At 57.7% G+C, this 25,890-nt stretch carries 20 protein-coding genes; 14 read left to right on the forward strand and 6 right to left on the reverse strand.

From position 1 onward, the window contains the following. The first annotated feature begins 251 nt into the window (after window positions 1-251). Both lptF and lptG read left to right on the forward strand, forming a co-directional pair. A complete protein-coding gene (lptF, locus tag G547_RS0105665) occupies window positions 252-1,367 on the forward strand; it encodes an LPS export ABC transporter permease LptF (protein ID WP_027329003.1) in 1,116 nt (371 codons plus the stop codon). Then, window positions 1,360-2,421, forward strand: coding sequence for an LPS export ABC transporter permease LptG (gene lptG / locus G547_RS0105670; protein ID WP_027329004.1), 1,062 nt, complete (start codon window positions 1,360-1,362; stop codon window positions 2,419-2,421). Before lptF ends, lptG begins: the two co-directional genes overlap by 8 nt. Here the strand turns inward: lptG and G547_RS0105675 are convergent. From G547_RS0105675 to G547_RS0105695, 5 genes are all read right to left on the reverse strand, one after another. Beyond that, complete coding sequence (locus G547_RS0105675; RefSeq protein WP_027329005.1) at window positions 2,418-2,918, reverse strand: RDD family protein; 501 nt, start codon at window positions 2,916-2,918, stop codon at window positions 2,418-2,420. The two genes, lptG and G547_RS0105675, sit on opposite strands and share 4 nt — an antisense overlap. A gap of 13 nt (window positions 2,919-2,931) precedes the next feature. Next, window positions 2,932-3,816: an adenylate/guanylate cyclase domain-containing protein gene (locus G547_RS0105680; protein ID WP_027329006.1), complete on the reverse strand. Its 885-nt coding sequence runs from the start codon at window positions 3,814-3,816 to the stop codon at window positions 2,932-2,934. Between the two features lie 64 nt (window positions 3,817-3,880). Further along, window positions 3,881-4,402 (reverse strand): GDYXXLXY domain-containing protein, encoded by a 522-nt coding sequence (locus G547_RS0105685; RefSeq protein WP_027329007.1) that lies wholly within the window; start codon window positions 4,400-4,402, stop codon window positions 3,881-3,883. Beyond that, window positions 4,395-5,447, reverse strand: coding sequence for a DUF4401 domain-containing protein (locus G547_RS0105690; RefSeq protein WP_027329008.1), 1,053 nt, complete (start codon window positions 5,445-5,447; stop codon window positions 4,395-4,397). The genes G547_RS0105685 and G547_RS0105690 overlap by 8 nt, the downstream gene beginning before the upstream one ends. Beyond that, window positions 5,431-6,429, reverse strand: a complete 999-nt coding sequence (locus G547_RS0105695) for a DUF2157 domain-containing protein (protein WP_027329009.1) — start codon at window positions 6,427-6,429, stop codon at window positions 5,431-5,433. Before G547_RS0105695 ends, G547_RS0105690 begins: the two co-directional genes overlap by 17 nt. A gap of 191 nt (window positions 6,430-6,620) precedes the next feature. Between G547_RS0105695 and G547_RS0105700 the strand changes: the two genes are divergently transcribed. From G547_RS0105700 to G547_RS0105750, 12 genes are all read left to right on the forward strand, one after another. Then, a complete protein-coding gene (locus G547_RS0105700) occupies window positions 6,621-7,751 on the forward strand; it encodes a metallophosphoesterase family protein (RefSeq protein WP_027329010.1) in 1,131 nt (376 codons plus the stop codon). Further along, a complete protein-coding gene (locus G547_RS0105705; protein ID WP_027329011.1) occupies window positions 7,748-10,399 on the forward strand; it encodes an AAA family ATPase in 2,652 nt (883 codons plus the stop codon). The genes G547_RS0105700 and G547_RS0105705 overlap by 4 nt, the downstream gene beginning before the upstream one ends. A gap of 248 nt (window positions 10,400-10,647) precedes the next feature. Further along, entirely contained in the window at window positions 10,648-10,854 is a 207-nt protein-coding gene (locus G547_RS24030) for a KTSC domain-containing protein (RefSeq protein WP_084645713.1), read from the forward strand. 140 nt (window positions 10,855-10,994) lie between these two features. Beyond that, window positions 10,995-14,066, forward strand: coding sequence for a type I restriction endonuclease subunit R (locus G547_RS0105710; protein ID WP_027329012.1), 3,072 nt, complete (start codon window positions 10,995-10,997; stop codon window positions 14,064-14,066). Window positions 14,067-14,080: 14 nt separating this feature from the next. Further along, a complete protein-coding gene (locus tag G547_RS0105715; protein WP_027329013.1) occupies window positions 14,081-16,180 on the forward strand; it encodes a RecQ family ATP-dependent DNA helicase in 2,100 nt (699 codons plus the stop codon). Next, window positions 16,177-17,514, forward strand: a complete 1,338-nt coding sequence (locus G547_RS0105720; RefSeq protein WP_027329014.1) for a DNA-processing protein DprA — start codon at window positions 16,177-16,179, stop codon at window positions 17,512-17,514. The genes G547_RS0105715 and G547_RS0105720 overlap by 4 nt, the downstream gene beginning before the upstream one ends. Further along, complete coding sequence (locus G547_RS20335; RefSeq protein WP_211224509.1) at window positions 17,504-17,872, forward strand: hypothetical protein; 369 nt, start codon at window positions 17,504-17,506, stop codon at window positions 17,870-17,872. Before G547_RS0105720 ends, G547_RS20335 begins: the two co-directional genes overlap by 11 nt. Then, window positions 17,872-19,107 (forward strand): restriction endonuclease subunit S, encoded by a 1,236-nt coding sequence (locus G547_RS0105730; protein WP_036187383.1) that lies wholly within the window; start codon window positions 17,872-17,874, stop codon window positions 19,105-19,107. Before G547_RS20335 ends, G547_RS0105730 begins: the two co-directional genes overlap by 1 nt. Then, window positions 19,100-20,653, forward strand: a complete 1,554-nt coding sequence (locus G547_RS0105735) for an LA2681 family HEPN domain-containing protein (protein ID WP_051234909.1) — start codon at window positions 19,100-19,102, stop codon at window positions 20,651-20,653. Before G547_RS0105730 ends, G547_RS0105735 begins: the two co-directional genes overlap by 8 nt. A 4-nt stretch (window positions 20,654-20,657) precedes the next feature. Further along, complete coding sequence (locus G547_RS0105740; protein ID WP_245573374.1) at window positions 20,658-21,761, forward strand: AAA family ATPase; 1,104 nt, start codon at window positions 20,658-20,660, stop codon at window positions 21,759-21,761. Further along, window positions 21,758-23,368, forward strand: coding sequence for a type I restriction-modification system subunit M (locus G547_RS0105745; RefSeq protein ID WP_027329018.1), 1,611 nt, complete (start codon window positions 21,758-21,760; stop codon window positions 23,366-23,368). Before G547_RS0105740 ends, G547_RS0105745 begins: the two co-directional genes overlap by 4 nt. 94 nt (window positions 23,369-23,462) lie before the next feature. Further along, window positions 23,463-25,016: a DUF6351 family protein gene (locus G547_RS0105750; protein WP_084645717.1), complete on the forward strand. Its 1,554-nt coding sequence runs from the start codon at window positions 23,463-23,465 to the stop codon at window positions 25,014-25,016. Window positions 25,017-25,139: 123 nt separating this feature from the next. Here G547_RS0105750 and G547_RS0105755 read toward each other — a convergent pair whose 3' ends face one another. After that, entirely contained in the window at window positions 25,140-25,883 is a 744-nt protein-coding gene (locus G547_RS0105755) for a phosphorylase family protein (protein ID WP_027329020.1), read from the reverse strand. Between the last annotated feature and the right edge of the window lie 7 nt (window positions 25,884-25,890).

The raw sequence follows: 25,890 nt of genomic DNA on the forward strand, positions 1-25,890 counted from the left end.
GCTCCGTTGCTCGACGTTACTGAGTGTGGGTGTGAGTGGTTCCGGGTCAAGACAAAAGCGGCCGAGTAAGCGATAATGCCGGGCTTCTCGTTGGGCCTCCCGGTAGTGTCACCAAACGGTGTCATTAAAGGTGCCCTCAAGTTTACGCGATCCTCGCCCAAGGGCAAATTACCGCGGGAAGTTTGTGGTCGATCGCAGGGTCGGTCTCTCAAGAGGAGGGGCAACCATCAGTTAACCGTCAGGATGCGCGTGTGATTATTTTCCGCTACCTCAATCGCGAAATACTGGTAACAACGCTCGCCGTCACCAGTGTTTTGCTGCTGATTTTCATGAGCGGCCGTTTTGTGAAATATCTGGCCGACGCCGCCGCCGGTGAGCTGGCGGTGGATGTATTGTTCATCATCATGGGCTACCGCCTGCCGGGTTTTCTCGAACTGATTATTCCCCTGGGGTTTTTCATCGCGATCCTACTCGCCTATGGTCGGCTCTACACCGACAGCGAAATGGTCGTGTTGTCCGCCTGCGGTATCAGTCAGGCGCAATTGATCATTGTGACCATGATTCCCGCCCTGTTGCTCTCGTTAGTGGTGGCGGCGCTGAGTTTGTGGGTCAGCCCCTCCGGTGCGCAAGCGACCGAGACCATTCTGGCCGAACAGCGAACCCGCAGTGAGTTCGACACCATCCAGCCCGGGCGCTTCCAGGCGTTGGGGCGCTCCAACTCGATGTCCTACGCCACCGAAGTGAGCGATGACAAGACCCGGCTGATCAATGTTTTCGTCGCCCAGGGCGACCGCCAGGCCGGCTCGGTACGCCATTCGGTGTTGGTGGCGGAATACGCCGAGCAGTCCGTACACCCGGAGTACGACCAACGCTATTTGCAACTGCACAACGGCCGCCGTTACGAGGGGCAGCCCGGCTCCGCCGATTACGAAGTGACCGAGTTTGAAACCTTCGGCCAGTATCTGGCACCGCCCGATATCGAAGCGAGCATCCGTAGCGAATCCGACGCCTGGCCCACTTCCGAGCTGATCGGCGCGCAGGACCTGGAACGACAGACCACACTGCAGTGGCGGTTGTCCCTGCCGGTGCTGGTGTTGGTGGTCGCGCTGATGGCCGTGCCCTTGAGTCGCACAGACCCGCGCCGCGGACGTTACGCAAAGATGTTGCCGGCAATCATTCTGTTTATGCTCTACCTCGGTACCCTGAGCGGTCTGCGCGGGACGATTGAGAGCGGTGAGTTCCCCTTGATGCCGGGTCTGTGGTTGGTCCACGGTGTTTTCCTGGGCATCGCGCTGTTGATGGTGAACTGGCGCAAGATGGGGCTGGCTCGTCAGCGGCGCCGCGCACGGAGGGCCGCACATGCGTAAGATCAGTCGCTATATCGGTCGTACCGTCTTCTCCGCCATCGCCATGGTATTGGTGGTCGTACTCTCGCTGGATTTGATCGGTAGCTTCATCGACGAAATTGCCGACCTGCAGGGCGATTACACCGTGCTCGAAGCGCTGATCTATATCGGCCTGACCCTGCCGGGGCGCGTGTATGAATACCTGCCCTACGCCAGCCTGATCGGCTGCCTTGCGGGGCTGGGTCTACTGGCCAGCTCCAGTGAGCTGGTCGTCATGCGCGCCGCGGGCCTGTCGGTGGCGCGTATCACCTGGCTGGTACTTCGTCCGGTCTTTGTGTTTATCGTCATCGGCCTGGCCCTGGGCGAATATGTCACCCCTTACACCGACCAGGTGGCGGAAAGTCGTCGGGCGGTGGCGCAAGGCGCGCAGCGTGCGCTCAATACCGAACGAGGGCTCTGGCACCGCGAGAATAACGAGTTCCTGTACGTCAACGCCGTACAACCCGGCGGCATCCTGCACGGCCTTACCCGGTACAAGTTTGATGAGCAGCGTCGGTTGCAGTCCTCCAGCTATGCCGAGCAGGCCACCTTTCAGCAAGGGTATTGGCAGGAAGAGAACGTGGCGGAAACCCGCTTTACCGAAGAGGGCACCGAAACCGTTGCCTATGCCTTGCGCCGCTGGAAGACCGACCTGACGCCCGCGTTGTTGAACATCATTGCCTTGCCCCCGGACGCGCTGTCGATCCGCAATCTCGCCTATTACTCCGGCTACCTCGCGGAGCAGAAGCTGGAAAACAGTGAATACCGGTTGGCGTTCTGGGAAAAGGCGCTTCAGCCGCTGGCCACCATCAGCCTGGTGTTGGTGGCCATCTCGTTTATTTTCGGGCCGCTGCGGGAAGTGACCATGGGCCAGCGAATTTTTACCGGGGTGGTGTTCGGTATCGCCTTTCGCCTGACCCAGAGCCTGTTGGGCCCCTCCAGCCTGGTGTTCGGCTTTCCGCCGCTGGTGGCGGTACTGATCCCGATTCTCGCCTGTGCCGGTTTCGGCCTCTTTCTGCTCAACCGGACCCGCTAGCGCTTTTCCTTGGGCAGCAGGATGATTCGGGTTTTGCTGAACCGCCCGTGAAGGGTGTGGCCTGCGGGGTCCGCCCAGCGCCAGAAGTACCCCGTGCCGGCCAGCAGCAGGGCGGGGATGGCCAGCAACGCCCGCCCGAGCCGCTGCTCCCGCGTGGCCGGGCCGCCCGAGCGTGCATCCACCAACTTCAGCCGCCAGGCGCGCATCCCCAGGGTTTGACCGTGCTTGCCCCAGAAATAATAGAAAAAGCCCACCCAGACACCGAGCAGCCCCAGGAACACTGGCAACCGCCAGGCCCCCCAGCGAATCGCTTCCCCCTCGGGCGGCGCGCCCTGAATCATCACGTTCAAAAAGGTGGCCAGGGCGCCGTAGCCCAGCGCGAGTGCCATTAGCAGCAGGCTGTCATAAACCATGGCGGCGAAGCGTCGCCACAAGCCGGCCCCCTTGAGTGATGAGGCGGTGCTGGAGGAGAGGTTGGGGGTCACGTCATTATTCATTCGTTGGAGGTCGCTAGGAACGGTAATGGATCAGCCATTCGCCGGCGCGTTCGGCCGGTTGACCGATGGAAATGGTGCCCTCACCGAGCAGAGGAAACTCTTCCCGGCGCAGGTAGATCTCGGGTTGCTCCGGGCCGGAGACATAGGTGCCATTGGTGCTGTGGTCCACCAGCACGAACTTGCCGCGCCGGAATAGAATATGGCAATGGTCCCGAGAGGCCAGGCCAGAGCGGATGTGCAGGTTCGAGCTGGCCGGGTCCCGTCCGATGATGTAGGGCGTCTGTTCGGGGTGAATGGTCAGCGTCAACTCGCCCAGGGTCAGGCTCAGCTGGTAGCCGCTCATCTTGCCCGCGATCTCCTCAATGGACATCACCGTAGTGGCGCTGTGGCTCTGAGTGGCGCTTTCCCACTGAAGGCGGTAGATCAGGCTATGGCGGGTGTCGCCCTTGACGGCGACCCGGTCGAACTCCTGGCAGCGCTCAAGCAACTCCCCGGCCAATTCCCGGGCCAGGCGCTGGGTCAGCACGATCTGATTGGCCCGGGCGATATGCGCCACGCAGGCGGCATCATTGACGGTGTCACCAAAAATATCGTCATTATCCAGCAGAGCAGGGCCGTAGGCGATGCCGATACGCAGGGCCACGCCGTCCCGACGGGCCTCCCGCTGCATCGCGATGGCAGCCTGGCACGCGGCCTGGGCGGTATCAAAACGCGCCATGATCTCGTCGCCGAGGGTTTTCACCACCTGCCCGCCGTATTCCTGTGTCTCCTGAGTCATCATGGCGATGGTGTCATCGACCGAGCGCTTCGCCAGCAGATTGCCCAAACGCTTGTACAGCGCGGAGCTGCCAGATACGTCGGCAAACATCACGGCCAGCGTTCGGTTGATCGAATTCATGAGGGTGAACGGAACTCCCGGGCATCAAGGTTAGGAGAAAACGGGATGATACCGCGCCGGGCCTTTAAAACACAGGGGGCAGGGCGGGATCGAGCCTTTCCAGCTCCGCGTCGTGCATGCCCACCAGTAACGGCTCGCCCTGCTCGTTAACTCGGAAACGGCCATAGCGGGCCGGTTCATAGCGCTCGGCCTGCCCCTCCTCGAAGAAATAGGCGTTGGTGGCAAACTGCACTCGGCCGTCGCGCTGGCGGAAGTACAGGCGGCGTTCGTTTGGTGCCAACGTCTCGTCTTTCTCGCCCAAGCGAACAAAATGCGCCACTTTCTGCTCGTCCAGGCGGACGATGGCGTAGCCTTGGGTGGCGTTTGAATCTTCCTGGTCTCGCGATGAAAGCGCCTCCCGAACGCGGTTGCCCACTTCAAAGCGCAGTGCCATGTAGTCTCCCTGCATCAGTGAGCGTGGGTCCACCGGGGCGAGCTCCAGGAAAATCACCTCTCCGTGCTTGAGGTGTTGCTCTTTTTCGACAATCGACCAATTGACCAGCCCCAGAATGACCAGGCCGGTGATCAATGCAATGCCTTTATGCATAGTCCGTTTCTCCCTCACGGTTCCCTGGCCAGCGGCGTATCAGGGTGCGCAACGCCAGGAAAACCAGACCCAGGGCAAGAAGGGTGGCGGACTTTTCCAGTAAGGTCAGGTCCAGGCGGTAGTAATAGGTGGAGATGGAAAACAGCAGGGAGACAATGCCCAGCCCGGTCAAAATGTGGTGGCTGATGGCAAACCCAAGCGCGAGCAACACTGCCCCCTGCGTCAGGCCGTAGGCAAATGACGAACTCAGGCACAGCAGTACCAGAGCGGCTCCGCCAGCGGCAAGGGTTCGGGGGGTGAGGTCTACGTTGTTCGTCTTGCAGACCCACCAGGCCAAATAGCCAAGAGTCGCACCGGTCAACCACTCACCCAGCCAATGCGGCAGCCACGCGTTCGCCATACTGCCGTCCAGCAAATCCGGAAAGCGGCTCAGGTACTGCATGACCAGCAGTGCCAACGTCAGGCCCATCGCGACGGCCTTGAGCGACGCTCGTCGCGCGGGGTCACGAAACTCGTTGAGCCAGAGCCCCCCACCGCAGGCAAGCACCAACGGAGCAACCAGGTAAGGCAGCCCCACTTCCACACCGAGAAAAAACAGAGACAAAGCGGCAAACAGGGCGGAAAACATGCGGTGAATCCGGCTGGCCATCAGCACCGTCAGGAGAGTGTGCAACGCCAGCAGGCAAACCCAGAAAAAGGCATTGATGTCATCCAGCCATTTGCCGATGGCAAACGCGACCAGCAGTTGCCCGGCCAGGCTGAACGCCAATACCAGTTGTTCCACAAAGATGCTCTGCGGCTGGCGCAGCAAGCCGTAAGCGCCGCCAATCAACGCCACGCCCAACAGCAAAGCCAGGGCGGCATTGCCCAGAACCTGAAGAAAGCCCAACCCCAAAAACCCCATCAGGAACAGCGCAGAGAACCATCCCCCAATGCCCTGTAATACCAGCAGGTACCAGGGCGCGGTCGGGTCCCGGTCGTTGGCGGGTTGAAGGGCAATGCCGGCTTCTCGCAGGCGGGCGCGGGGGTCAGTGGTTTGGGTCATGGGATATGAGTCGATGCAGTTTAAGCAGCCAGCGTACCGCCGCCGTCGTCAACCCGATGGTGAGAATGCCCACCAACAGGAAGCCTTCCGCATAGGCAGAGCCGAGTGTGTGGTACAGAACGATAGCGTCAATCACCAGGATGGTGGAGAGACAACCCCCGGCGAGCATAAACAGGTCGGGTTTGAGATACCGGTAAACCCAGTAAACAAGGCCCAGGACGACGCAATATTCCAGCAAATTGCCGCCGATACTGACGCCATCGCTGAGCGTAATGTCCAGCAACGCCAGCCAGGTGACGGCTATGCCCATTCCGGTGCCCAGCAAGCGTTGAGGCCATAGGGTGCCGAGCCAGGGGCGGGTGTGGCTGGCGAATTCCCATACGAGCAGGGCAAGGCCGTTGGTCAGAAACAGAACCCGGGCAAGCCCTTCTTCGCCGGTCAGCAGCCAGACCCCACCAAACGTCTGGTGGTAGAGCAGGGCGGCCAGATTCCACAGCCCGATCACCAGCAACCAGAGCGCGGGTAGCCGGGCGATCAACGCCCAGGGCAGAATCATCAGGCTCCAGGTAAAAAACAGCTGCCAGGGGTCGGCGCCGGTCTGGTAGGTCTGGCCGAACAATGCCAACAGACCGCCCACCGACAGCGCCGCAGCGAAGAGCGCGGCCTGCGCCACGGGGCTACATCCTTCTTGTCCGTCTCGCCCGCCTCGCCACAGATAAACCCCAAGGGCGATCATCAGCGCGAGCTCCACCAACACAAACCGGCCCAGGCGACCCATGGCGGTCCAGTTGTAAGCGATAAAAAACAACAACGCGAAGCCGAGCGCCAGGGCGCTGAGCCAGAGGAATAACTGATCGAGAAAGCGGCGCCAACGCGGCATTGACGGGTAAAGGCCGAGCGAGGTGGCCGCGCGTTGATAGTCCGCCGGCGCAATTTCCTCCCGGTCAATCAAGCGTTCCAGTTGTTGGCGCGTCGTGTCCATGAAAGCGGTTCCGTGTTGGTTTGACGGGCAAGTATCCTCAAGGGGAGAAACGGCGTCAAGTAAGGTGAGACCGGCTGAAGGCAGGGAGCCGCCAAGGCCATTTTGGCCTCAATGCTATGGGAACACGCCCGATTTCGGTAGACTCTCAGGCCAACACCCACGCTCCAATACGCTCAACAGGGACCGGCCCCATGCCCCGCTTTCTCCACACCGCCGACTGGCAGATCGGCCGCCAATACAGCCGCTTCGCCGAAGAAGACGCCTCGATCCTGGCCGACGCCCGCTTTACCGTCATTGAGCGACTCGCGACCCTGGCCACCGAGCAGAGCGTGGACGCGGTACTGGTCGCCGGGGATGTGTTCGACGCCCAGACCGTCTCGGACCGCACCATCCACCGCACCTTTCAGGCCATGGCCGGCTTTACCGGCCCCTGGCTGCTCCTGTCCGGCAACCACGACGCCGCCCTGGCCGAAAGCGTCTGGGCCCGCGCCCAGCGCCTGGGCGCCGTTCCCGACAATGTCGACCTGCTACTGGAGCCCAAAGTCCGCGAATACCCGGAACAGGGCTTCGCCGTCCTGCCCGCACCCCTCACCCAGCGGCAGACCTACGACGACCTGACCGAATGGTTCGATCGCGCCGAGACGCCCGAGGGCCTGCTGCGCATCGGCCTGGCCCACGGCAGCGTCGAGGGCCAACTGGCCGAGGAAATCGACTCCACCAACCCCATCGCCGCCGACCGGGCTGCTACGGCCGGGCTGGACTACCTCGCCCTGGGGGACTGGCACGGGTTCAAGGCCATCAACGCCCGCACGGTGTATAGCGGCACCCCGGAGCAGGAGCGTTTCAAAGACAACGGCGCCGGTCAGGCGTTGATCGTGGACATTGATCAACCCGGCGCCGAGCCCCGGGTCCAGCCCCACGCCACCGGCGAATTCACCTGGATCAAACACCAGAGCACCCTGGCCGTGGCCAGTGACATGGATCGGCTGATGTCAGAACTGGACGCACTGCTGCCGCGCTCGGTGGTGGATCTGACCCTGGACGGCGAAGTGGACCTGGCCGGTTACCAGTCCCTGCAGCAATACCTGAGCGCCGCCGAGGCCCGACACCGCAGTTTTCAAACCCATCTGTCCGGCCTGAACCTTATGCCCACCGAAGAGGACATTGCCGCGCTGCACGCCGACGGCTATGTGGGCGAAGTGATCGACGAGCTGGGCGAACGTCAGGAAGGAGAGAGCGAAGACGCCGACACCGCACGCCAGGCGCTGGCTATTCTGGCCGGCATGCTCCGCGAGACCGAACAGCCGGAGGGCGCGCAATGAAATTGACCCGCCTGCATCTGGAACAACTCAAACAGTTTCGCCAGCCCCTGGAAATCACGGATCTCACCGACGGCATTAACCTGTTTGTCGGCCCCAACGAGTCGGGCAAAAGCACCCTGGTGCGCGCCATTCGCGCCGCCTTTTTTGAGCGCTACAAATCCAGCAGCGTGGACGACCTGCAGCCCTGGGGCGATACCTCCGCCACCCCGGAAATCGAACTGGAATTTGACTGGCAGGGCGAGCACTGGACGCTCAACAAACGCTTCCTCGGCAAAAAACGCTGCGACCTCAAAGTCGGCAGCCAGCACTTCAGCGGCGAAGAGGCGGAAGAAAAACTCGCCGAGATGCTCGGCTATCAATTCGCGAGCCGCGGCGCCAGCAAAGCCGAACACTGGGGCATCCCCGGCCTGCTCTGGGTCGAGCAGGGCGCCGTGCAGGACATTCAGGGCCCGGTCAACCACGCCGGCGAACACCTGCAGTCCGCCCTTGGCCAGAGCCTGGGGGAAGTGGCCAGTAGCGGCGGCGACGAGCTGATCGCCCAAGTGGAAAAAGCGCGCGCCGAACTGCTCACCAGTACCGGCAAGGAAACCAAAGACTACAAAAAAGTGCAGGACGACTACCGGCAAAGCCAGGAACGCCTGGACGCGCTCAACCAGTCCGTCGAACAGTACCGCCAACAGGTGGATCAGCTCGGTAAACTGATGGAACAAAAGCAGAGCATCGATGCCACCCGCCCCTGGGAAGACCAGCGCCGCAAAGCCGAGGCCGCCCAAAGCCAACTGACCGAAGTCCAACGCTGGCAGAGCGAACAGCAACAGGAACAACAGGCCCTGGAAAACTGCCGCCAAAGCCAGGCCGTCTACCGGCAACAACTGAGCGACTTTGAAAACCAGCAACACCAACTGGCCCAGCGCACCGCCGACAAAAACAAAGCCGAAGAACGCCTGCAAGAATGCCAGGCCCGCCGCCCGCAGCTGGAGCAACGCCAAAAACAGGCGCAAGCCGCCTACGAGCAAGCGCGCACCCGGCTGACCCAGGCACGCCAACAGGCCGAGCGCGCCCGGCTGCAACAGGAAGTCGACCAACTGGCCGAACGCCAGCAAACCCGCGCCGACAACCTCAAGCAGGCCATCGAACTTCAGCAGACGCTACAGAAAGGGCGTGAGCAACTGCAGTCCACGGAAATCGACCCCAAAGCCCTGGACCGACTCAAACAAACCGATCGGAAACTGGCCGAACTGACCATCCAGCAAAAAGCCCTCGCCACCCGTCTCAGCTACGAGCTGGAAGCCGGAAAGGAAATCACCGTCGGTACCGATACCGTCACCGGCGAAGGGGAAACCCTGCTGCTCGACGCCACCGACGTGACCATTCCCGGCGTGGGCCGTCTGCGCGTTCAACCCGGCGGCACCGATGTGGCGGACCTGCAGCGCCGGCAGGACGCCCTGGAATCCGAACGGGCGGGATTGCTCCGGCAATTGAACATTGCCAGCCTCACCGAAGGCGAGCAGCGCGCGGCCGAGCACCAGCGGCTGGCCCAACAGGTGGAGCGTGACCAGGCACTGCTGGACAACCTCGCCCCCAAAGGCGTCGATACTCTCCGCGCGGCCTTTGAGCTGGACCGCACACGCCTGGAAACACTCAACGAACAACTGGCCCAAAAGCCGGACGCGCAAGCCGATGCGCCCCCCGCCGAAAACGCCGAAGCCGAACTGGAAACGGCCACCACCGAACTCAAGCTCGCCGAAGACGCGCTCACCAATCACCAGCGCGAACAAAGCCTGGCCGAGCAGGCCTCCGCCAGTGCCAAAGCGGAATGGGACAAACTCAACACCGAACTGCAAGCACCGGATCGCAAAGCCCGCGAGCAACAGATCAGCGACCAACTCACCGACCTGAAAGCACAAGAACGCAAGTTGCTCGCCGCCATTGACGCGCGACAAACCCAAATCGACGCCGCCCAACCCGAATTGTTGGAGCAGGACGTCGAGCGCTTCACCACCTCCGCCCAGGCCATGGAAGCCCAGGCGCGAGACCGGGAACGGGACATCCGCATCCTGCACGCCCGGCTGGAAGAGCAGGGCGCCCAGGGCCTGGAAGAGAAGCGCGATGAAGAGCAACAGAAAAACCAGCGCCTGCAACAGCGCCGCGACGAACTCGCCCGCCGCGCCAAGGCGCTGGATCTGCTGCTCACCCTGCTCAAAGACAAACGCCAGGCACTCACCCGGCAGCTGCAGGCACCCCTGCAAAAACACCTCAACCACTACCTGAAACTACTCTTCCCCCAGGCGCACCTGAGCGTGGACGAACACCTCATGCCCACCACCCTCACGCGTCCCCAGGGCACCGGAGAAGAGCAGGGCGACCTGCCATCACTCAGCTACGGCGCAAGAGAACAAATGGGCCTGATCAGCCGCCTCGCCTACGCCGACCTGCTGCGCGAAGCCGGCAAACCTACCCTCATCATCCTGGACGACGCCCTGGTCCACAGCGACGCCGAACGCCTGGACCAGATGAAACGCATCCTCTTCGACGCCGCCCGCCGCCACCAGATACTGTTGTTCTCCTGCCATCCGGAGAATTGGAGGGATCTGGGGGCTACGCCGAGGGATTTGCAGGGGTTGAAAATCACCGATACTGGCGGTTAACAAAAAGACTTATAGCAAAAAACAATTGTGTGTATTGATTTATAGCTATGAAGCCGTCTCTACTTGTTCTAGGTTGGAGAGGAAAGGTCTCAAATTTTGTAGATCGTTATAGGTGGCGGTAGTCTGTAGCCCTGCGGTGACAAGGGTTTTCGGGCGTGTTATAACAGGCGCCAAGGGGGAAAGAGCATTTAAGTCAGGAATGTTTTTGCTAGGCCGATTATATATTTTTAGAGTCACGGGGGAGAATCATGACAGAGTGGGTTTCTGTAAACTCCAGAGCTATAAGAAGAGTCGGGTATGATGCAAGTAGCGCCAGAATGTTTATCGATTTCGAAGATAGCCACCCCATTTACACCTTTTGCGGTGTTTCGGAGGCAGTGTTCCTTGACTTCATAAATTCTGGTTCTGTGGGTCGCTACTACCACCAGTGTATTAAAGACCGATATCAATGCTGATTTGGAGCCTCTCCACCGCTTTGCCGTAAACCTGCTTGCTGTCGATTCGAGGTCGGAACAGAACCACCGGGTATGGTATCGTAATGCGCGCAAAGCGCGCCCCGACTCTACTGGCAAAACATCAAGAACGAGATCATAGGATGTCCCTGAAAGAAAGCCAAATCGAGCAAAAATTGATCAACAAGCTCGAGGAGCTCAAGTATAGCTATCGCCCAGACATCCGCGACAAGGCCGCTCTGGAGCAGAACTTCCGCGACAAGTTCGAGGCTCTTAATCACGTCCGCCTCACCGACGCTGAGTTCGCCCGGCTACGCGACGAAATTATCAACGCCGATGTCTTCCAGGCCGCCAAAACCCTGCGCGAATACGGCTATTTCCAGCGCGAGGACGGCACCCCGCTGCACTACATGCTGGTCAACCTCAAAGACTGGTGCAAAAACGACTTCGAAGTCATCAACCAGCTGCGCATCAACACCGACAACAGCCACCACCGCTATGATGTGATCCTGCTCATCAACGGCTTGCCGGTGGTGCAAATCGAGCTGAAGACCCTGGGCATAACCCCGCGCCGCGCCATGGAGCAGATTGTCGAATACCGCAATGAGCCCGGCAGCGGCTACACCAATACGCTGTTGTGCTTCATGCAGCTGTTTATCGTCAGCAATCGCGACCACACTTATTACTTCGCCAACAATCAGAGTCAGCATTTCGCCTTCAACGCTGAAGAGCGCTTTTTGCCCATTTACCAGTGGGCTGATGAAGGCAACCGCAAGATCAGCCACCTGGACGACTTTGCCGACGCCTTCCTGGCCAAATGCACCTTGGGCCGGATGATCAGCCGCTACATGGTGCTGGTGGCCAGCGAGCAGAAGCTGATGATCATGCGCCCGTACCAAATCTATGCGGTTAAGGCCATTGTCGATTGCATCCACCAGAACCGGGGCAACGGCTACATCTGGCATACCACCGGCAGCGGCAAGACGCTCACCTCCTTTAAGGCCTCCACCCTGCTTAAGGACAACCCGGATATCGAAAAATGCCTGTTCGTGGTGGACCGCAAGGACCTTGATCGCCAGACCCGCGAGGAATTCAACCGCTTTCAGGAAGGCTGTGTGGAGGAAAACACCAACACCGAAACTCTGGTGCGCCGCCTGCTCTCCGAGGACTACGCCGACAAGGTGATTGTCACCACCATCCAGAAGCTCGGCCTGGCGCTGGATGAAACCAGCAAGAAAGCCCAACAGCACAAAGAGAAGGGCAGGCAGACCTACAAGGAACGCCTTGCCCCGCTGCGCGACAAGCGCGTCGTCATCATCTTCGACGAGTGCCACCGCTCCCAGTTTGGCGACAACCACCAGGCCATCAAGGCATTTTTCCCCAAAGCGCAACTATTTGGCTTTACCGGTACGCCCATCTTTGACGATAACGCCAGTTACAAGCAGATCGACGGCACTGTGGGCAGCTACCGCACCACTAAAGATATTTTTGAAAAGCAATTGCACGCCTACACCATTACACACGCCATTGATGACCGCAACGTGCTGCGCTTTCATATCGATTATTTCAAGCACGAAAGCAAGTCGGAGGCCGCACAGGCAAACGACCCGGGCGAGTCGCCAAAGGGCAAATCCAAGGCGCCATTAAAACAAGCCAAACCCGATCAGGCTCTGGCCCAGCGGGCGGTGGTGGACGCCATTCTCGCCAAGCATGAGGCCGCCACCAACCAGCGCCGCTTCAACGCCCTGCTTGCCACCGCCTCCATCAACGAGGCCATCGCCTATTACCGGCTGTTCAAAGACGTTCAGGCTCAGCACCAGGCCGAGGATCCGGAATACATGCCCCTGAATGTCGCATGCGTCTTCTCGCCCCCGGCCAATGGCGACAAGGATGTAAAGCAACTGCAGGAAGACCTGCCCCAGGAAAAGGCTGACAACCAGCAAGAGCCGGAGCAGAAAAAAGCCGCCCTGCAAGAGATCATTGCCGACTACAACGCTCAATACGGCACCAGCCATAGCGTCAGCGAGTTCGATCGCTTCTATCAGAATGTGCAGCAGCGCATCAAGGACCAGCAGTACCCAAACAGCGACCTATCGCACAAGCACAAGATCGACATCACCATCGTGGTGGACATGCTGCTCACCGGCTTCGACGCCAAGTACCTCAATACCCTGTACGTGGACAAAAACCTCAAGCACCACGGCCTGATTCAGGCCTTCTCGCGCACCAACCGTGTTCTCAACGACACCAAACCCTACGGTAATATCCTCGACTTTCGCGGCCAGCAGCAGGCCGTGGACGACGCCATTGCGCTCTTCTCCGGCGAGGACATCAACCGCTCCCGCGAAATCTGGCTGGTGGACCCGGCCCCTGAGGTGATCGAGGAGTACGAGCAGGCCGTCGCCGCCATCGGGCACTTCCTTACCGAAAAAGATGTGGTGGCCGAGCCCAAGGGCGTTTACAACCTGAAGGGCGATACCGCGCGCATCGAGTTCGTCAACCGCTTCAAGGAAGTGCAGCGCCTCAAAACCCAGCTCGATCAGTACACCGACCTGGACGAAGAACAGAAAGCACGCATCAACAGCGTGCTGCCCGAAGATGATTTGCGTTCCTTGCGCGGCGCCTACCTGGAGACTGCCCAGCGCTTGAAGGAGCAGCAGGGCAAAACCGGCGAGCAGGCTTCGCCAGATCAGGAAGCCATCGAACAACTGGATTTCGAATTCGTGCTCTTCTCCTCCGCGCTGATCGACTACGACTACATCATGGGCCTGATCGCCCGCTTCAGTCAGGGCAAGCCAGGCAAGAAGACCCTGCGCCGCGACCAGCTGATCAACCTGCTCGCTGCCAGCAGCAACCTCATGGATGAGCGCGAGGACATCATCGCCTACATCAATACCCTGGAAGCCGGCAAGGGCCTGAGCGAGGCCGCCATCCGCGACGGCTACCAAGCCTTTAAGGCGCAAAAAGCCCACAACGAAATCACCGTTCTGGCCGACCGCCACGGGCTGGACCGCGACGCACTGCTAGGTTTTGTGGACGGCATTCTGGACCGAATGATCTTCGACGGTGAGCAGTTAAGCGACCTGTTCGAGCCGCTGGAACTGGGTTGGAAGGCGCGGAGCAAGGCCGAGTTGGCCTTGATGGAGGAGCTGGTGCCCTTCTTGAAAAAGCAGGCCAGCGGGCGTGAGATATCGGGATTGGCGGCGTATGAGTGATAAGGAGAGGTAAAATGAATCGAGCGCAAGCCCAACAGCTGCTGCAAACTGCGCTGGCAAACCCAAACGCCCAATTTCGCCAAGGCCAGTGGGAAGCAATTGATGCCCTGGTCAATCATCGGCAGAAGTTGCTGGTGGTGCAGCGCACCGGCTGGGGTAAAAGCTCAGTTTACTTTATCAGCGCAAAAATCTTTCGTGATCAGGGGATGGGGCCTACCATTATCGTGTCTCCTCTGCTGGCGCTAATGCGTAACCAGATTGATTCCGCTGGGCGCTTGGGCCTGGTTGCGGAAACCATGAACTCCACTAATACGGCTGACTGGCAGGCCGTTACCCAGCGCATTCTTAATAATCAGGTCGACTGCTTACTAATCTCCCCGGAGCGCCTGGCTAACGATAAATTTATTGAAACCGTCTTGCAGCCTATTGCCGACCGCATCGCGCTAATGGTAATTGACGAAGCTCACTGTATATCCGACTGGGGCCACGATTTTCGCCCGGATTATCGGCGCATTGTGAGTATATTGCTTCAATTGCCCGGCAATACCCCGGTGCTTGGCACTACGGCAACGGCCAACAACCGTGTAGTGGAGGATATCCAGACACAACTGGGCGATATCCATATTCAACGTGGCTCGCTGATCCGCGAAAGCCTGGTATTGCAAAGCATGATCCTGCCAGATCAAGCCTCCCGTCTTGCTTGGCTGGCACAGGTGATTCCAACGTTACCGGGTACAGGCATTGTTTACACCCTGACGGTGCGCGATGCCGAGCAGGTAGCCAAGTGGCTGAGCGTTAACAATATTGACGCCAAAGCCTATCACGGCAGTGTTGAGGCCGAGGAGTTCGAAAACAGCAACCTTTATCGCCAGCACCTGGAAGACTTGCTATTAAACAATCAGCTCAAGGTCTTGGTGGCCACTACGGCTTTAGGTATGGGTTACGACAAGCCTGACTTGAGTTTCGTTATTCACTATCAGGCACCTGGCTCGATAGTGGCCTATTACCAACAGGTAGGCCGTGCCGGGCGAGGCATCGAATCTGCGCTGGGTGTGCTGATGTCCGGGGTGGAAGATCAGGATATCCATGAATTTTTCAGAGAATCAGCCTTCCCTGCTGAAGCACAGGTCAATGAGATTTTACAGTTGCTTGAGCAAAGCGATGGCTTGTCTATTCGGGCCATTGAAGAACAAACCAACCTCCGCCACGGCCAAATCGAAAAAATACTGAAACTATTGAGTGTGGAAAACCCGGCTCCGTTGATAAAGGAGGGCAGTCGCTGGCGCAGAACCCCCGTACATTACCAAATGGATCATGATCGGATTACCCACCTTACACAGCAGCGAGAACAGGAATGGGCCGAGGTACAAGCCTATTTAACGGATAACAATTGCAAGATGACCTTTTTGCGCCGGGCCCTGGATGACAATGACACGACGCCTTGCGGCAAATGTGCCGCTTGCCTCAATCAGCCTGTGGTGGATGTACCGATTAATCCCACACTTGCCCACCAGGCCGCGACCTTTCTCAAACAGGCAGAAATGGTGATAGCACCGAAAGCTCAGGTGGCGGCCAATGCCTTTATTGAATACGGCTTTCGGGGCAATCTTCCACAAGAACTTAAGGCGCAGGAAGGTCGCGTGCTGTCGCGCTGGAGGGATGCCGGCTGGGGTACAGCCGTGGCGGATCATAAGCATGCAGGCCACTTTGGTGATGAGCTGGTAATGGCCATGGCCGAAATGATTCAACAGCGCTGGCAGCCAGGCCCAGCCCCAACATGGGTTTGCTGCGTACCATCACGCAACCACACAGAGTTGGTGCCGGACTTTGCCCGCCGAGTGGCGGCACACCTGGGCCTGCCTTTTGTCGATGTGGTCCACAAGGTAAAGGATAATCAACCCCAAAAAGGCCAGCAAAACCGTTATCATCAATGCCGTAACCTCGATGGTGCCTTTGCCATCCAACAACCGGTACCCGAAGGCCCGGTATTGTTGGTGGATGACATAGTTGACTCCGGCTGGACGCTTACTGTCATTGCTGCCCTGTTACAACAAGCGGGTAGCGGCCTTGTTTACCCTGCCGCGCTCGCTTCTTCTTCGGTGAATGACTCATGACTATATCGGCTGCATTATCGGTAAACGCACAGGCGACGCTGCTGCTGACCAGCTATTTCAATAAGGCGGGCAGTGAAGATGCCCGACCACTCAGTACCGGTGAATGGGGGCGTTTCGCCGTCTGGTTAAAAGAGAACTCCATCGCCCCTGCGGATTTACTGGCATCGGAACCAGGGAGCATGCTCAGTAGCTGGCATGACTCACGTATTTCCACAGACCGCATTTTACAATTGTTGAAACGGGGTCACAGCCTGGCACTAGCGGTGGAAAAGTGGCAGCGAGCGGGCTTGTGGGTTATCACCCGTTCTGACCCGGAGTACCCGAAACGGCTGAAATACCGCCTGAAAACTGCTTCACCGCCAGTCTTGTTTGGTTGTGGAGAGAAATCTCTACTTAATGCAGGTGGCTTGGCGGTGGTTGGTTCGCGCAAGGCTAACGAACTGGATTTGGCTTTTACCGAACAAGTAGGCGCTAAAGCCGCCTCGGAAGGTGTTGCAATCGTATCGGGCGGTGCCCGTGGCGTGGATGAAACAGCCATGCAAGGGGCAATAAACAGTGGAGGAGCCGTCATCGGCGTGATGGCCGACAGCCTGTTACGTGCAGCAACCAGTTCAAAATGGCGAAAGGGGCTGATGGACGGTCATGTCGTCCTGGTTTCGCCCTTTTACCCAGAGGCAGGTTTTAATGCGGGCAATGCCATGGCCCGGAATAAATACATCTACTGCTTGGCAGACAGTGCACTGGTAATTCACTCTGGCAAAAAAGGGGGCACCCTCAACGGTGCTGAAGAGAACCTGAAAAAAAGCTGGGTACCACTATGGGTAAAACCAACGGACGACCGTGACGCCGCCAACCATGATCTGGTCGCCAAGGGCGGAAGCTGGTGTGAGGGGGATATTCAGGCGCTGAGCATAAATCATTTATTGACCGCGACCTATCATGCAGACTATGCCATAAAAAAAGAGCAACCAGACTTGTTCTCTGTCGGTGAAGCTGCCCGGCCAGAACCTCAGACAGGCCTGTTTGATACCGTCGCTGAGACTTCCCAGCAGAATATTCCGGACAGCAAAAGCACAACAAAAGAGCCGGTAAACGATGCTCCCCAGGAAGGGACGCCGCCCGATTTTTATCAAACATTTCTGGATGCGTTGCCACAACTGGCTCAATCCCCCGTGACGCTGGAACAATTGCTGAACGACACGGGTTTGCACAAATCGCAATTGAATGACTGGTTAAAACGCGCCTTAAGCGATGGCGTGGTGAAAAAGTTGAACCGACCGGTACGCTATCTGGCCATCAACAAGAAACAAGGAGAAGCGTACAGTGATAAATGACTTGATCCGCAGCAAGGGCGATACAGCGCTATTCGGCAACAGTACCACGGCGATGAAAGCCCAGTGGCGGGTGCCGGGCAGCCGCCCGCTGGCCGACTTTGCCCCGACCATTGTTCTTAAAGCTAAAGATTTCGCCACCGAAATTACCATCCACAATGCCCGCGAACAGGCCATGAGCCGGGAGCAACAAATCTCGCAAGAGCATGTCACCAACAACGAAGCCGTGCGCCAAACACTGCTAAGCCGGGGGATCCGCCCGGAAAGCCTGCCACCCGCCGAGGATGTGAAGAAGGTTGAGCGACGCTTGGACTCGGTGAACAAAAAAGCGCTGAAAAACCCTGACGGGTTGGAAGAGTGATGGACGAGAAACAAGCATTGGTGCCCCGGTTGCGCTTTCCTGAGTTTCGGGAGGAGGGGGAGTGGCAAGAAAGAAAGCTTGGGGAGAAAGATATAGCAAGCTTTGTAAAAAAGCGAGTCTCACGCAGTGACCTCCGGCTTGAAAGCTACATCAGCACCGAGAACTTGCTCCCCAATTTTGGCGGAAAAAAACGTGCATCTAAGTTGCCTCCTTCCGGGTCGTTCACTAGCTTCAAGACGGGGGACATACTTATTGCCAACATTCGTCCCTACTTGAAAAAGGTTTGGGTGGCTGATTTTTATGGAGCCGCATCTAACGATGTAATTGTTATTCGCCCAATGGGTGGCATTCGTGGATCATTTCTATCAGCATTACTTAAAAACGATGCATTTATCGGTTATGTGATGGAAGGGGCAAAAGGCGTAAAAATGCCAAGAGGCGATGTTTCCTTGATGAAGGAATACTCTCTCGCAGTACCTTGCCCCGGAGAACAACAAAAAATCGCCGACTGCCTCTCGTCCCTCGATGCTCTGATCGCCGCACAGGCGGACAAGATCGACGCCCTCAAGATCCATAAAAAAGGCCTGATGCAGCTGCTCTTTCCCCGCGACGGCGAAACCGTCCCCCGCCTGCGCTTTCCCGAGTTTTGGGGTGCGGGTGAGTGGCAATATAGGAAGGCGGGGTTGCTCTTTTCTAATCGAACGGAACAAGGCCAAGATGGACTGCCCATCTACTCCGTCACGATGAACGATGGAGTGGCGAGGCGAGATAGCCTTGATAGGAAAATCGACAATATCTCAGAGTCATCAGGCAACAAGAAGGCTCACAGGCATGACATTATTTACAATATGATGCGGATGTGGCAGGGCGCGTCAGGTGTCGCGGATGAAGATTGCATGGTTAGTCCAGCATATGTTGTCTTGGCACCAAGAGAGTTCGTTAGCTCTGCCTTTTTCGGTTACTTGTTCAAGACTCATCAATTCTTGCATATATTGACCGCCCATTCACAAGGGTTGACCAAAGACAGATTACGTCTCTATTTCAAAGACTTTGCCCAGATTCCATTGCCAATCCCACCCGTGGGAGAGCAGAAGAAAATTGGGGGTTGCCTTTTGTCCCTCGACGAAGCGATCACTGTTCAGACGGAAAAGCTCGGCACTCTCAACGCCCATAAAAAAGGCCTGATGCAGCAGCTCTTTCCAAGTCTGGGATCGCGGGTAGACAACAGTGGGTAAAGGACTGCAAGAACTATCCTCGCCTGACGCACTAGAGTTTATCGGGGGGCTGATTGATAGCGCGACTGATAAGGCGTTGCCCGAGCAAGCACGACAAGCACTTGACCATTGCGATGCCTTGGAGGAGCGCCTTGGTGGGACTCAACGGGTTGAGCTTGACTATTTCCGAGCCAATGCCTGGTCGGTCATTCGACAGGCAAAGCACAGTGACGAATCAGCGGTCTGGGAATGGGATCAACCGGAGATTTTGAACGAGATCTTCTATTTACGGTCCGCAGTTCGCTCTACCCAGTTCTCCTCGCTCGGTACCTTCAGGCAGTGCCAAATGCTTGTCAATCTGGGCAATATACTGAGCCACATAGGGCGCCCAATAGAAGCGATTGAGTATTGGGCACGAGCGCTCACGCGAATGCCAAAATTTGCAATGGCACTTGGAAACCTCGGTTTCGGGCTGGAGACCTTTGCGAAGTATCTTTATGACCCGGGCCATCAGGTTGTGATTCTGAAAGAAGCCTGTGGTTTCCTAAAGTCGGTTGCTGAGCCAGGCGCTGTTTGGGATAGAGAGGATTATCGGACAGTGGCGCAGAGCATGCTGAAGAAGGCTGAAGCCATAGAGGCTCATGTTGATTTCAGCCGCGTGGAGAGTATTTCACTGAGTGAACATTCGCTGGGTCGCTCAAAAATGGAGCGCCAATATCGCGTATGGGCATTAGATAACGGATTATTTCTGTCGCCACTCAATGACCTGGGCGCGTATCCCATTGCCGCGCACGATGTGTTACATCTACCGGCGATGGTTCGACCACTTTCAGAACCACCACATTATATTGGATTTTTTAATCAGCTCAAGCAAGAATATGCAACAGCACGTTTTTTTTGCTGGCAAGGCATAACGTCAACTGAATCCTATAAGAAGCACTATTCAGACAAAGGTGTTTTTCTCCTCGACACGCTGGATTATCCGGTATATTCAAAAGCCTCAGAAGAGATCAAAGTCGCATTTCGGATGGCGTATTCGTTGTTCGATAAAATTGCCTTCTTTATTAACGAGTACTGGACACTGGGTCTGCAGGAGCGCTCGATTAACTTTCAGTCAGTCTGGCTCGAAGGAGGAACTAAAGGGAAACCAAAGCGCCTGCGCGTTAAATTCCAAGGTCACCAGAATCTACCTCTTCGGGGACTTTACTGGCTAAGTAAGGACTTTGTGGAGTCCGGACGGGATACTGATGCTCCAGTATTGGGCGAAACAATGGAGCCGGATGCATACAAGCTTCGATCCACTCGAAACCATTTAGAGCATAAGTACCTCAAGGTTCATGACGATATGTGGGGCTATACGGATCGTTCAGGCAACTCAATGTTTGACGACCAGTGGGCCGCCCACTTGTCGATGCAAGAGCTTCAACAAAAAGCGCTAAGAATATTGAAAATGGCCAGGTGTGGACTGACCTATTTGTCATTGGCGGTACACCGAGAAGAAGGTCTTCGCCGTTCTCAATCGCCAGATGGGATTGCCGTTCCTATGTCGCTGCCGAGATGGGAGTGATTCTGTGATAAACTTTGACACTTTGAACGATATCGCTGAACACCTACGCGAGCGACTGGAGCTGAAGAAGTACATCCTGCTATTCGCCTTCAACGGCACCGGTAAGACGCGTCTGTCCATGGCCTTCAAAGAACTGGGTAAGCAAGGCGGTGGTGACGAAGAAACGCGGGACACTCTCTACTTCAACGCCTTCACCGAAGACCTGTTCTACTGGGATAACGACCTGGAGCATGGCGCCAAGCGGGTGCTGCGGCTGAACCGTGATTCCCACTTTTTTGACGGCTTGCAAGAGCTGGAGATGGAAAACCGCATTGGCCCGCTGCTGGCACGCTATGCGGATTTTGACTTCCTCATCGACTACGAAACCTGGGAAATCAGCTTTTTTCGGGACACAGACTCCGACGGCGCGCCCATCCCCATCAAAGTGTCACGCGGCGAGGAGAATATCTTCGTTTGGTGCTTCTTTCTCGCTGTCGCCCAATTGGCGGTGGACCAGGAGGAAGGCTCACCCTATGCCTGGGTGAGGTACCTCTATATCGACGATCCCATCTCATCGCTGGACGACAATAACGCCATCGCTGTAGCCAGTCATCTGGCGCAACTGCTTAAGAATGCTAATGGGCAGATCAGAACAGTGATCTCCACGCACCATCATCTATTTTTCAACGTGATGTGCAATGAGCTGAGCAAGGCGGTTAAAGGCTTCCTGAGCAAGGAGGCCGACCATTTCCGGCTGGCGGATACCGGCGAGACGCCGCGCTACCATCATGTCGCCCTGCTGAAACATCTGCATGAGGTGGCTGAATCGGGAGAGGTCTATACCCACCACTTCAATATCCTGCGCAACATTCTGGAAAAAACGGCCACCTTCCATGGCTTTCGCAACTTTTCCGCCTGCATCAAGCAGGACAGCAACGACCCGGACGGCATTCTTCATGCCCGGCTGGTCAATGTGCTCAGTCACGGCAATTACTCCCTGTATGAGCCCCAAGAAATGCTGCCGGAGAACAAGGAGTATTTCCGTAAGATTCTACGGGATTTCATGAACAATTATCGCTTTAATCCGGAACTCTTCCCGGAGCTGACTCAAGAGAGTACCAACGCATGACCAAAGACCAACTGAGCCAACTGGGTAAGACCCTCTGGGCCATCGCCGACGACCTGCGCGGGGCGATGAATGCCGACGACTTCCGCGACTATATGCTGTCGTTCCTGTTTTTGCGCTACCTCTCCGATAACTTTGAGACGGCGGCTAAGAAGGAGCTGGGGCCGGACTACCCCAATCTGGAAGAGGAAGACCGGCGCGCGCCGTTGGCGGTCTGGTACGCCGATAACGCCGGGGATGTGCCCGCTTTCGAAAAGCAGATGCGCCGCAAGGTGCACTATGTGATCCACCCGGACTACCTGTGGAGCAGCATCTACGAGCGCGCCCGCACCCAGGACGCCGAGCTTCTGCAAACCCTGGAGAGCGGTTTCAGTTACATTGAGAACCAGTCCTTCGCCAGCACCTTCCAGGGGCTGTTTTCCGAGATCAACCTCAACTCGGAAAAGCTGGGCCGGACGCCCAAGGCACGCAACGATAAGCTCTGCACCATCATTACCAAGATTGCTGAGGGGATCGCGCAGTTCTCCACCGACAGCGATATCTTGGGTGATGCCTACGAGTATTTGATTGGCCAGTTCGCGGCCGGCTCCGGGAAGAAGGCCGGGGAGTTCTACACCCCGCAGAGCGTCTCCACCATCCTCTCGCGCATCGTCACTCTGGACAGCCAGGACCCAAGCACCGGCAAGAAGAAAAAGCTCAACAATGTGCTGGACTTCGCCTGCGGCTCGGGCTCGCTGCTGCTCAATGTGCGCAACCAGATGGGGCCGCACGGCATCGGCAAGATCTACGGCCAGGAAAAGAACATCACCACCTATAACCTGGCGCGCATGAACATGCTGCTGCACGGCGTCAAGGACAGTGAGTTCGAGATCCACCACGGCGACTCCCTGACCAATGACTGGGAGCTGCTCAATGAGATGAACCCGGCTAAAAAGCTCCAGTGCGACGCTGTGGTGGCCAATCCGCCGTTCAGCTACCGTTGGCAGCCCAATGAGGCGCTGGGCGAGGACTTCCGCTTCAAAAATTACGGACTGGCGCCCAAATCAGCCGCCGACTTCGCCTTCCTGCTGCACGGTTTCCACTTCCTCGGCGACGAAGGCACTATGGCCATCATTCTGCCCCACGGCGTGCTGTTCCGGGGCGGCGTGGAGAACCGGATCCGCACCAAGCTGCTCAAGGACGGCCATGTCGACACCGTCATTGGCCTGCCGTCCAACCTGTTTTTCTCCACCGGCATCCCGGTCTGCATCCTGGTACTGAAAAAGTGCAAAAAGCCCGATGATGTGCTCTTTATCAATGCCAGCGAGCATTACAAGAAGGGCAAGCGGCAGAATCAGCTATTGCCGGCGCATATCGACGAGATCATCGATACCTATCAGAAGCGGCCGGAGTCGATCGAGCGCTATGCCCGGCGCGTCAGCATGGAAGAGATCGAGAAGAATGAATACAACCTCAACATCTCCCGCTATGTCAGCACCGCCAAGCCCGAAGAGGAAATCGACTTGGCAGCTGTTCATGCGCAACTGTCGGACATAGAAAAACGCATTGGCGAAGCGTCAGAGAAGCACAATCAATACCTGAAACAGCTCAATTTACCTCCAGTGGGATAGCGGACACTAGACCCAAAGGTACCGGAGCTTTCGACAGCCTGCTAACTCATTTGCCTCGGTTGCTGGGGTAGCAATAAAAATAGGAATGAAAACAATGAACCGATTCACGATTACACTGGCGGCGCTAGCTGTCGCGGGATGTGGAATAACCGATTCTCCCAGCGGCAACTCCATGGTTGCCGAAAGCTCCTGCGCAGCCTTGACCGGGCTTGAAATAGCCAACACCAAAATCACCAGTGCTGAAAGAAAACCGGCCGGTTCATTCAGCTTCGGCTCCGGTCCCGACAGTGCTGGGATAGAGTTGCCCACTCATTGCTATGTCGAAGGCATGAGCAATGAACGCGTGGGTGCGGATGGTAAGACCTATGGTCTCGGTTTCGCGCTGGCCATGCCGGTGGATTGGAACGGGCGCTTCCTGTTTCAGGGCGGCGGTGGGCTGAATGGAACACTGCATCCGCCGCTTGGCGGCAACGCGGCCGGCGACACGCCGGCTCTGGCGCGCGGTTTTGCGGTGATTTCCACCGATGGCGGGCACAAGGGCGAGCACGGTTTCGACGCCTCCTTTATGGCCGATCAGCAGGCCGCGCTAGATTTTGCCGGACAGTCCGTGGCCAAGGTCACCCGGCTGGGCAAGGAGATCCTGAGCGCTCATTACGGGCAGGCGGCGCATCATACCTATATTTCCGGCTGCTCGACCGGTGGGCGCGAGAGCATGCTGGCCGCGCAGCGCTACCCCATGCTGTTCGACGGCGCCGTTGTCGGCGCGCCGGCCATGCGCACGGGGCATTCGAATTTCGCCCTGCGCAAGGCGGTCGTGGCCTTTAACGAGATAGCGCCCCGTGACGAGGAAGGCAATCCGCAGATCGGCCGCGCCTTTTCTCCGGCCGAGCGCCGCGCGGTGCATGACGGGCTTCTGGCGCAATGCGACGGCCTGGATGGCCTTGAAGACGGGGTGGTCGCCAATGTCCGTGGCTGCGACTTCGACCCCGGCCTGCTGGTGTGCGAGGCGGGGGAGGGCGATTCGTGTCTATCCCAGGCGCAGGCCGACGCGATCGACAAGGCATTCGCGCCGCTGGTCAACAGCGCCGGCTACGAGATCTATCCCGCCTTTCCCGTCGACACCGGCATGATCGAAGGGGGTATGACCTTTATCCCGGGTGAGAACTTCTTCTCGCCCGGCGCCAGCGCCGACCAGACCGAGCTCGACATCGACGCTGACGATGCGCGGCTGCGCAATGATCCGATGCAGGCGCGCACCGACAGCTACGGCTGGACCAACTTTTCGACCTTCCTCAATCGCGGTGGGAAGATCCTGTTCTATCACGGGGTCAGCGACGCTTGGTTCTCCGCCTACGACACGCTCGGCTTTTATCAGCGGGCGGACGAAGCCAATGAAGGCTGGAGCGATGCCAGCCGCTACTATCACGTGCCCGGCATGGGCCATTGCGCCGGCGGGGCCAATACCTACGATTCCTTTGACCTGCTGAGCGCGGTCGTCGACTGGGTGGAAAATGGCGAAGCGCCGGGCGATGTCATCGCTTCGCGTACGAATCCTGAGCCCGCCAACACCAAGCTTTGTGCCTATCCGGAGCACCCGCATTATGTTGGTGGGGATGAGGCGTCGGCCGATAGCTATGAGTGCCGATAGAGACTAGCGGTTCCGGGATCAGCCTCCCGGTGACTGTTCAAAGTTGCGAAAATCTGAGCAGGTGCTGACCGACGCGCTCAGAAAAGGTGATTTTTGAGCGTGTTACTGCTGTTACAGTCAGGATCAGGGCGCTGTTTTAGCTACAGCGAACGCGGCCTCTATAGCGGCATCACGAGCGTTCGCTAATACCCCATTATTTGCGGGCTCCCCGGTCACGGCGTTGTCGCTCGCCACCACAATAGCTGAACTGGCCATATTACGCATTCCAGCCACCTGAAATAGCGTTGCGCACTCCATATCGACCCCCAAAGCGCCTGTACTTGCCCAACGATTGATCGCTTCGGACGTTTCAAGCATGATCGCGTCAGTGCTCCACAACGCTGCCCGAATCGGGTTGACTGCCTGCTGCTGCAGCTGATGGTAGAGCTGTTCGGATAACGTTGAGTCAGAACGTATTCCCGAAGCGTCGGCTCCGTAGCGCAGCGGTAGGTGATCGTCCGTGTAACAGTGGGTGGGGACTAGTATGCTGCCTGCGGTACATGTTTTCTTCAGGCTCCCACAGTAGCCAACGCCAATGATTCGGCGTACCCCCATCATCGCCAAACATTCAGTCGCCAGGGCCACTGCCGGGCCACCGAGTTTGCTGCGCATGACACCAACAGTGACCCCGTTCTTGCGGCCTATGGAAATACTGGTAAGGTGTTTGAGCCTACCGCCAAGTTGAGTCATAAAAGATTCGTGGTCGTGAAGATCAGGGTTCTCCAGTGGCAGAATTACCGTTTCCGGGAAACGCTCCGCTGCAGGAAAATCGCCAAATAGCCAATTCCTCGCAATGCTTCTTATGCGGTCATTCCATTCGAAAGACATCAATCTT

The sequence above is a fragment of the Marinimicrobium agarilyticum DSM 16975 genome, assembly GCF_000423345.1.
Lineage (GTDB): Bacteria > Pseudomonadota > Gammaproteobacteria > Pseudomonadales > Cellvibrionaceae > Marinimicrobium > Marinimicrobium agarilyticum.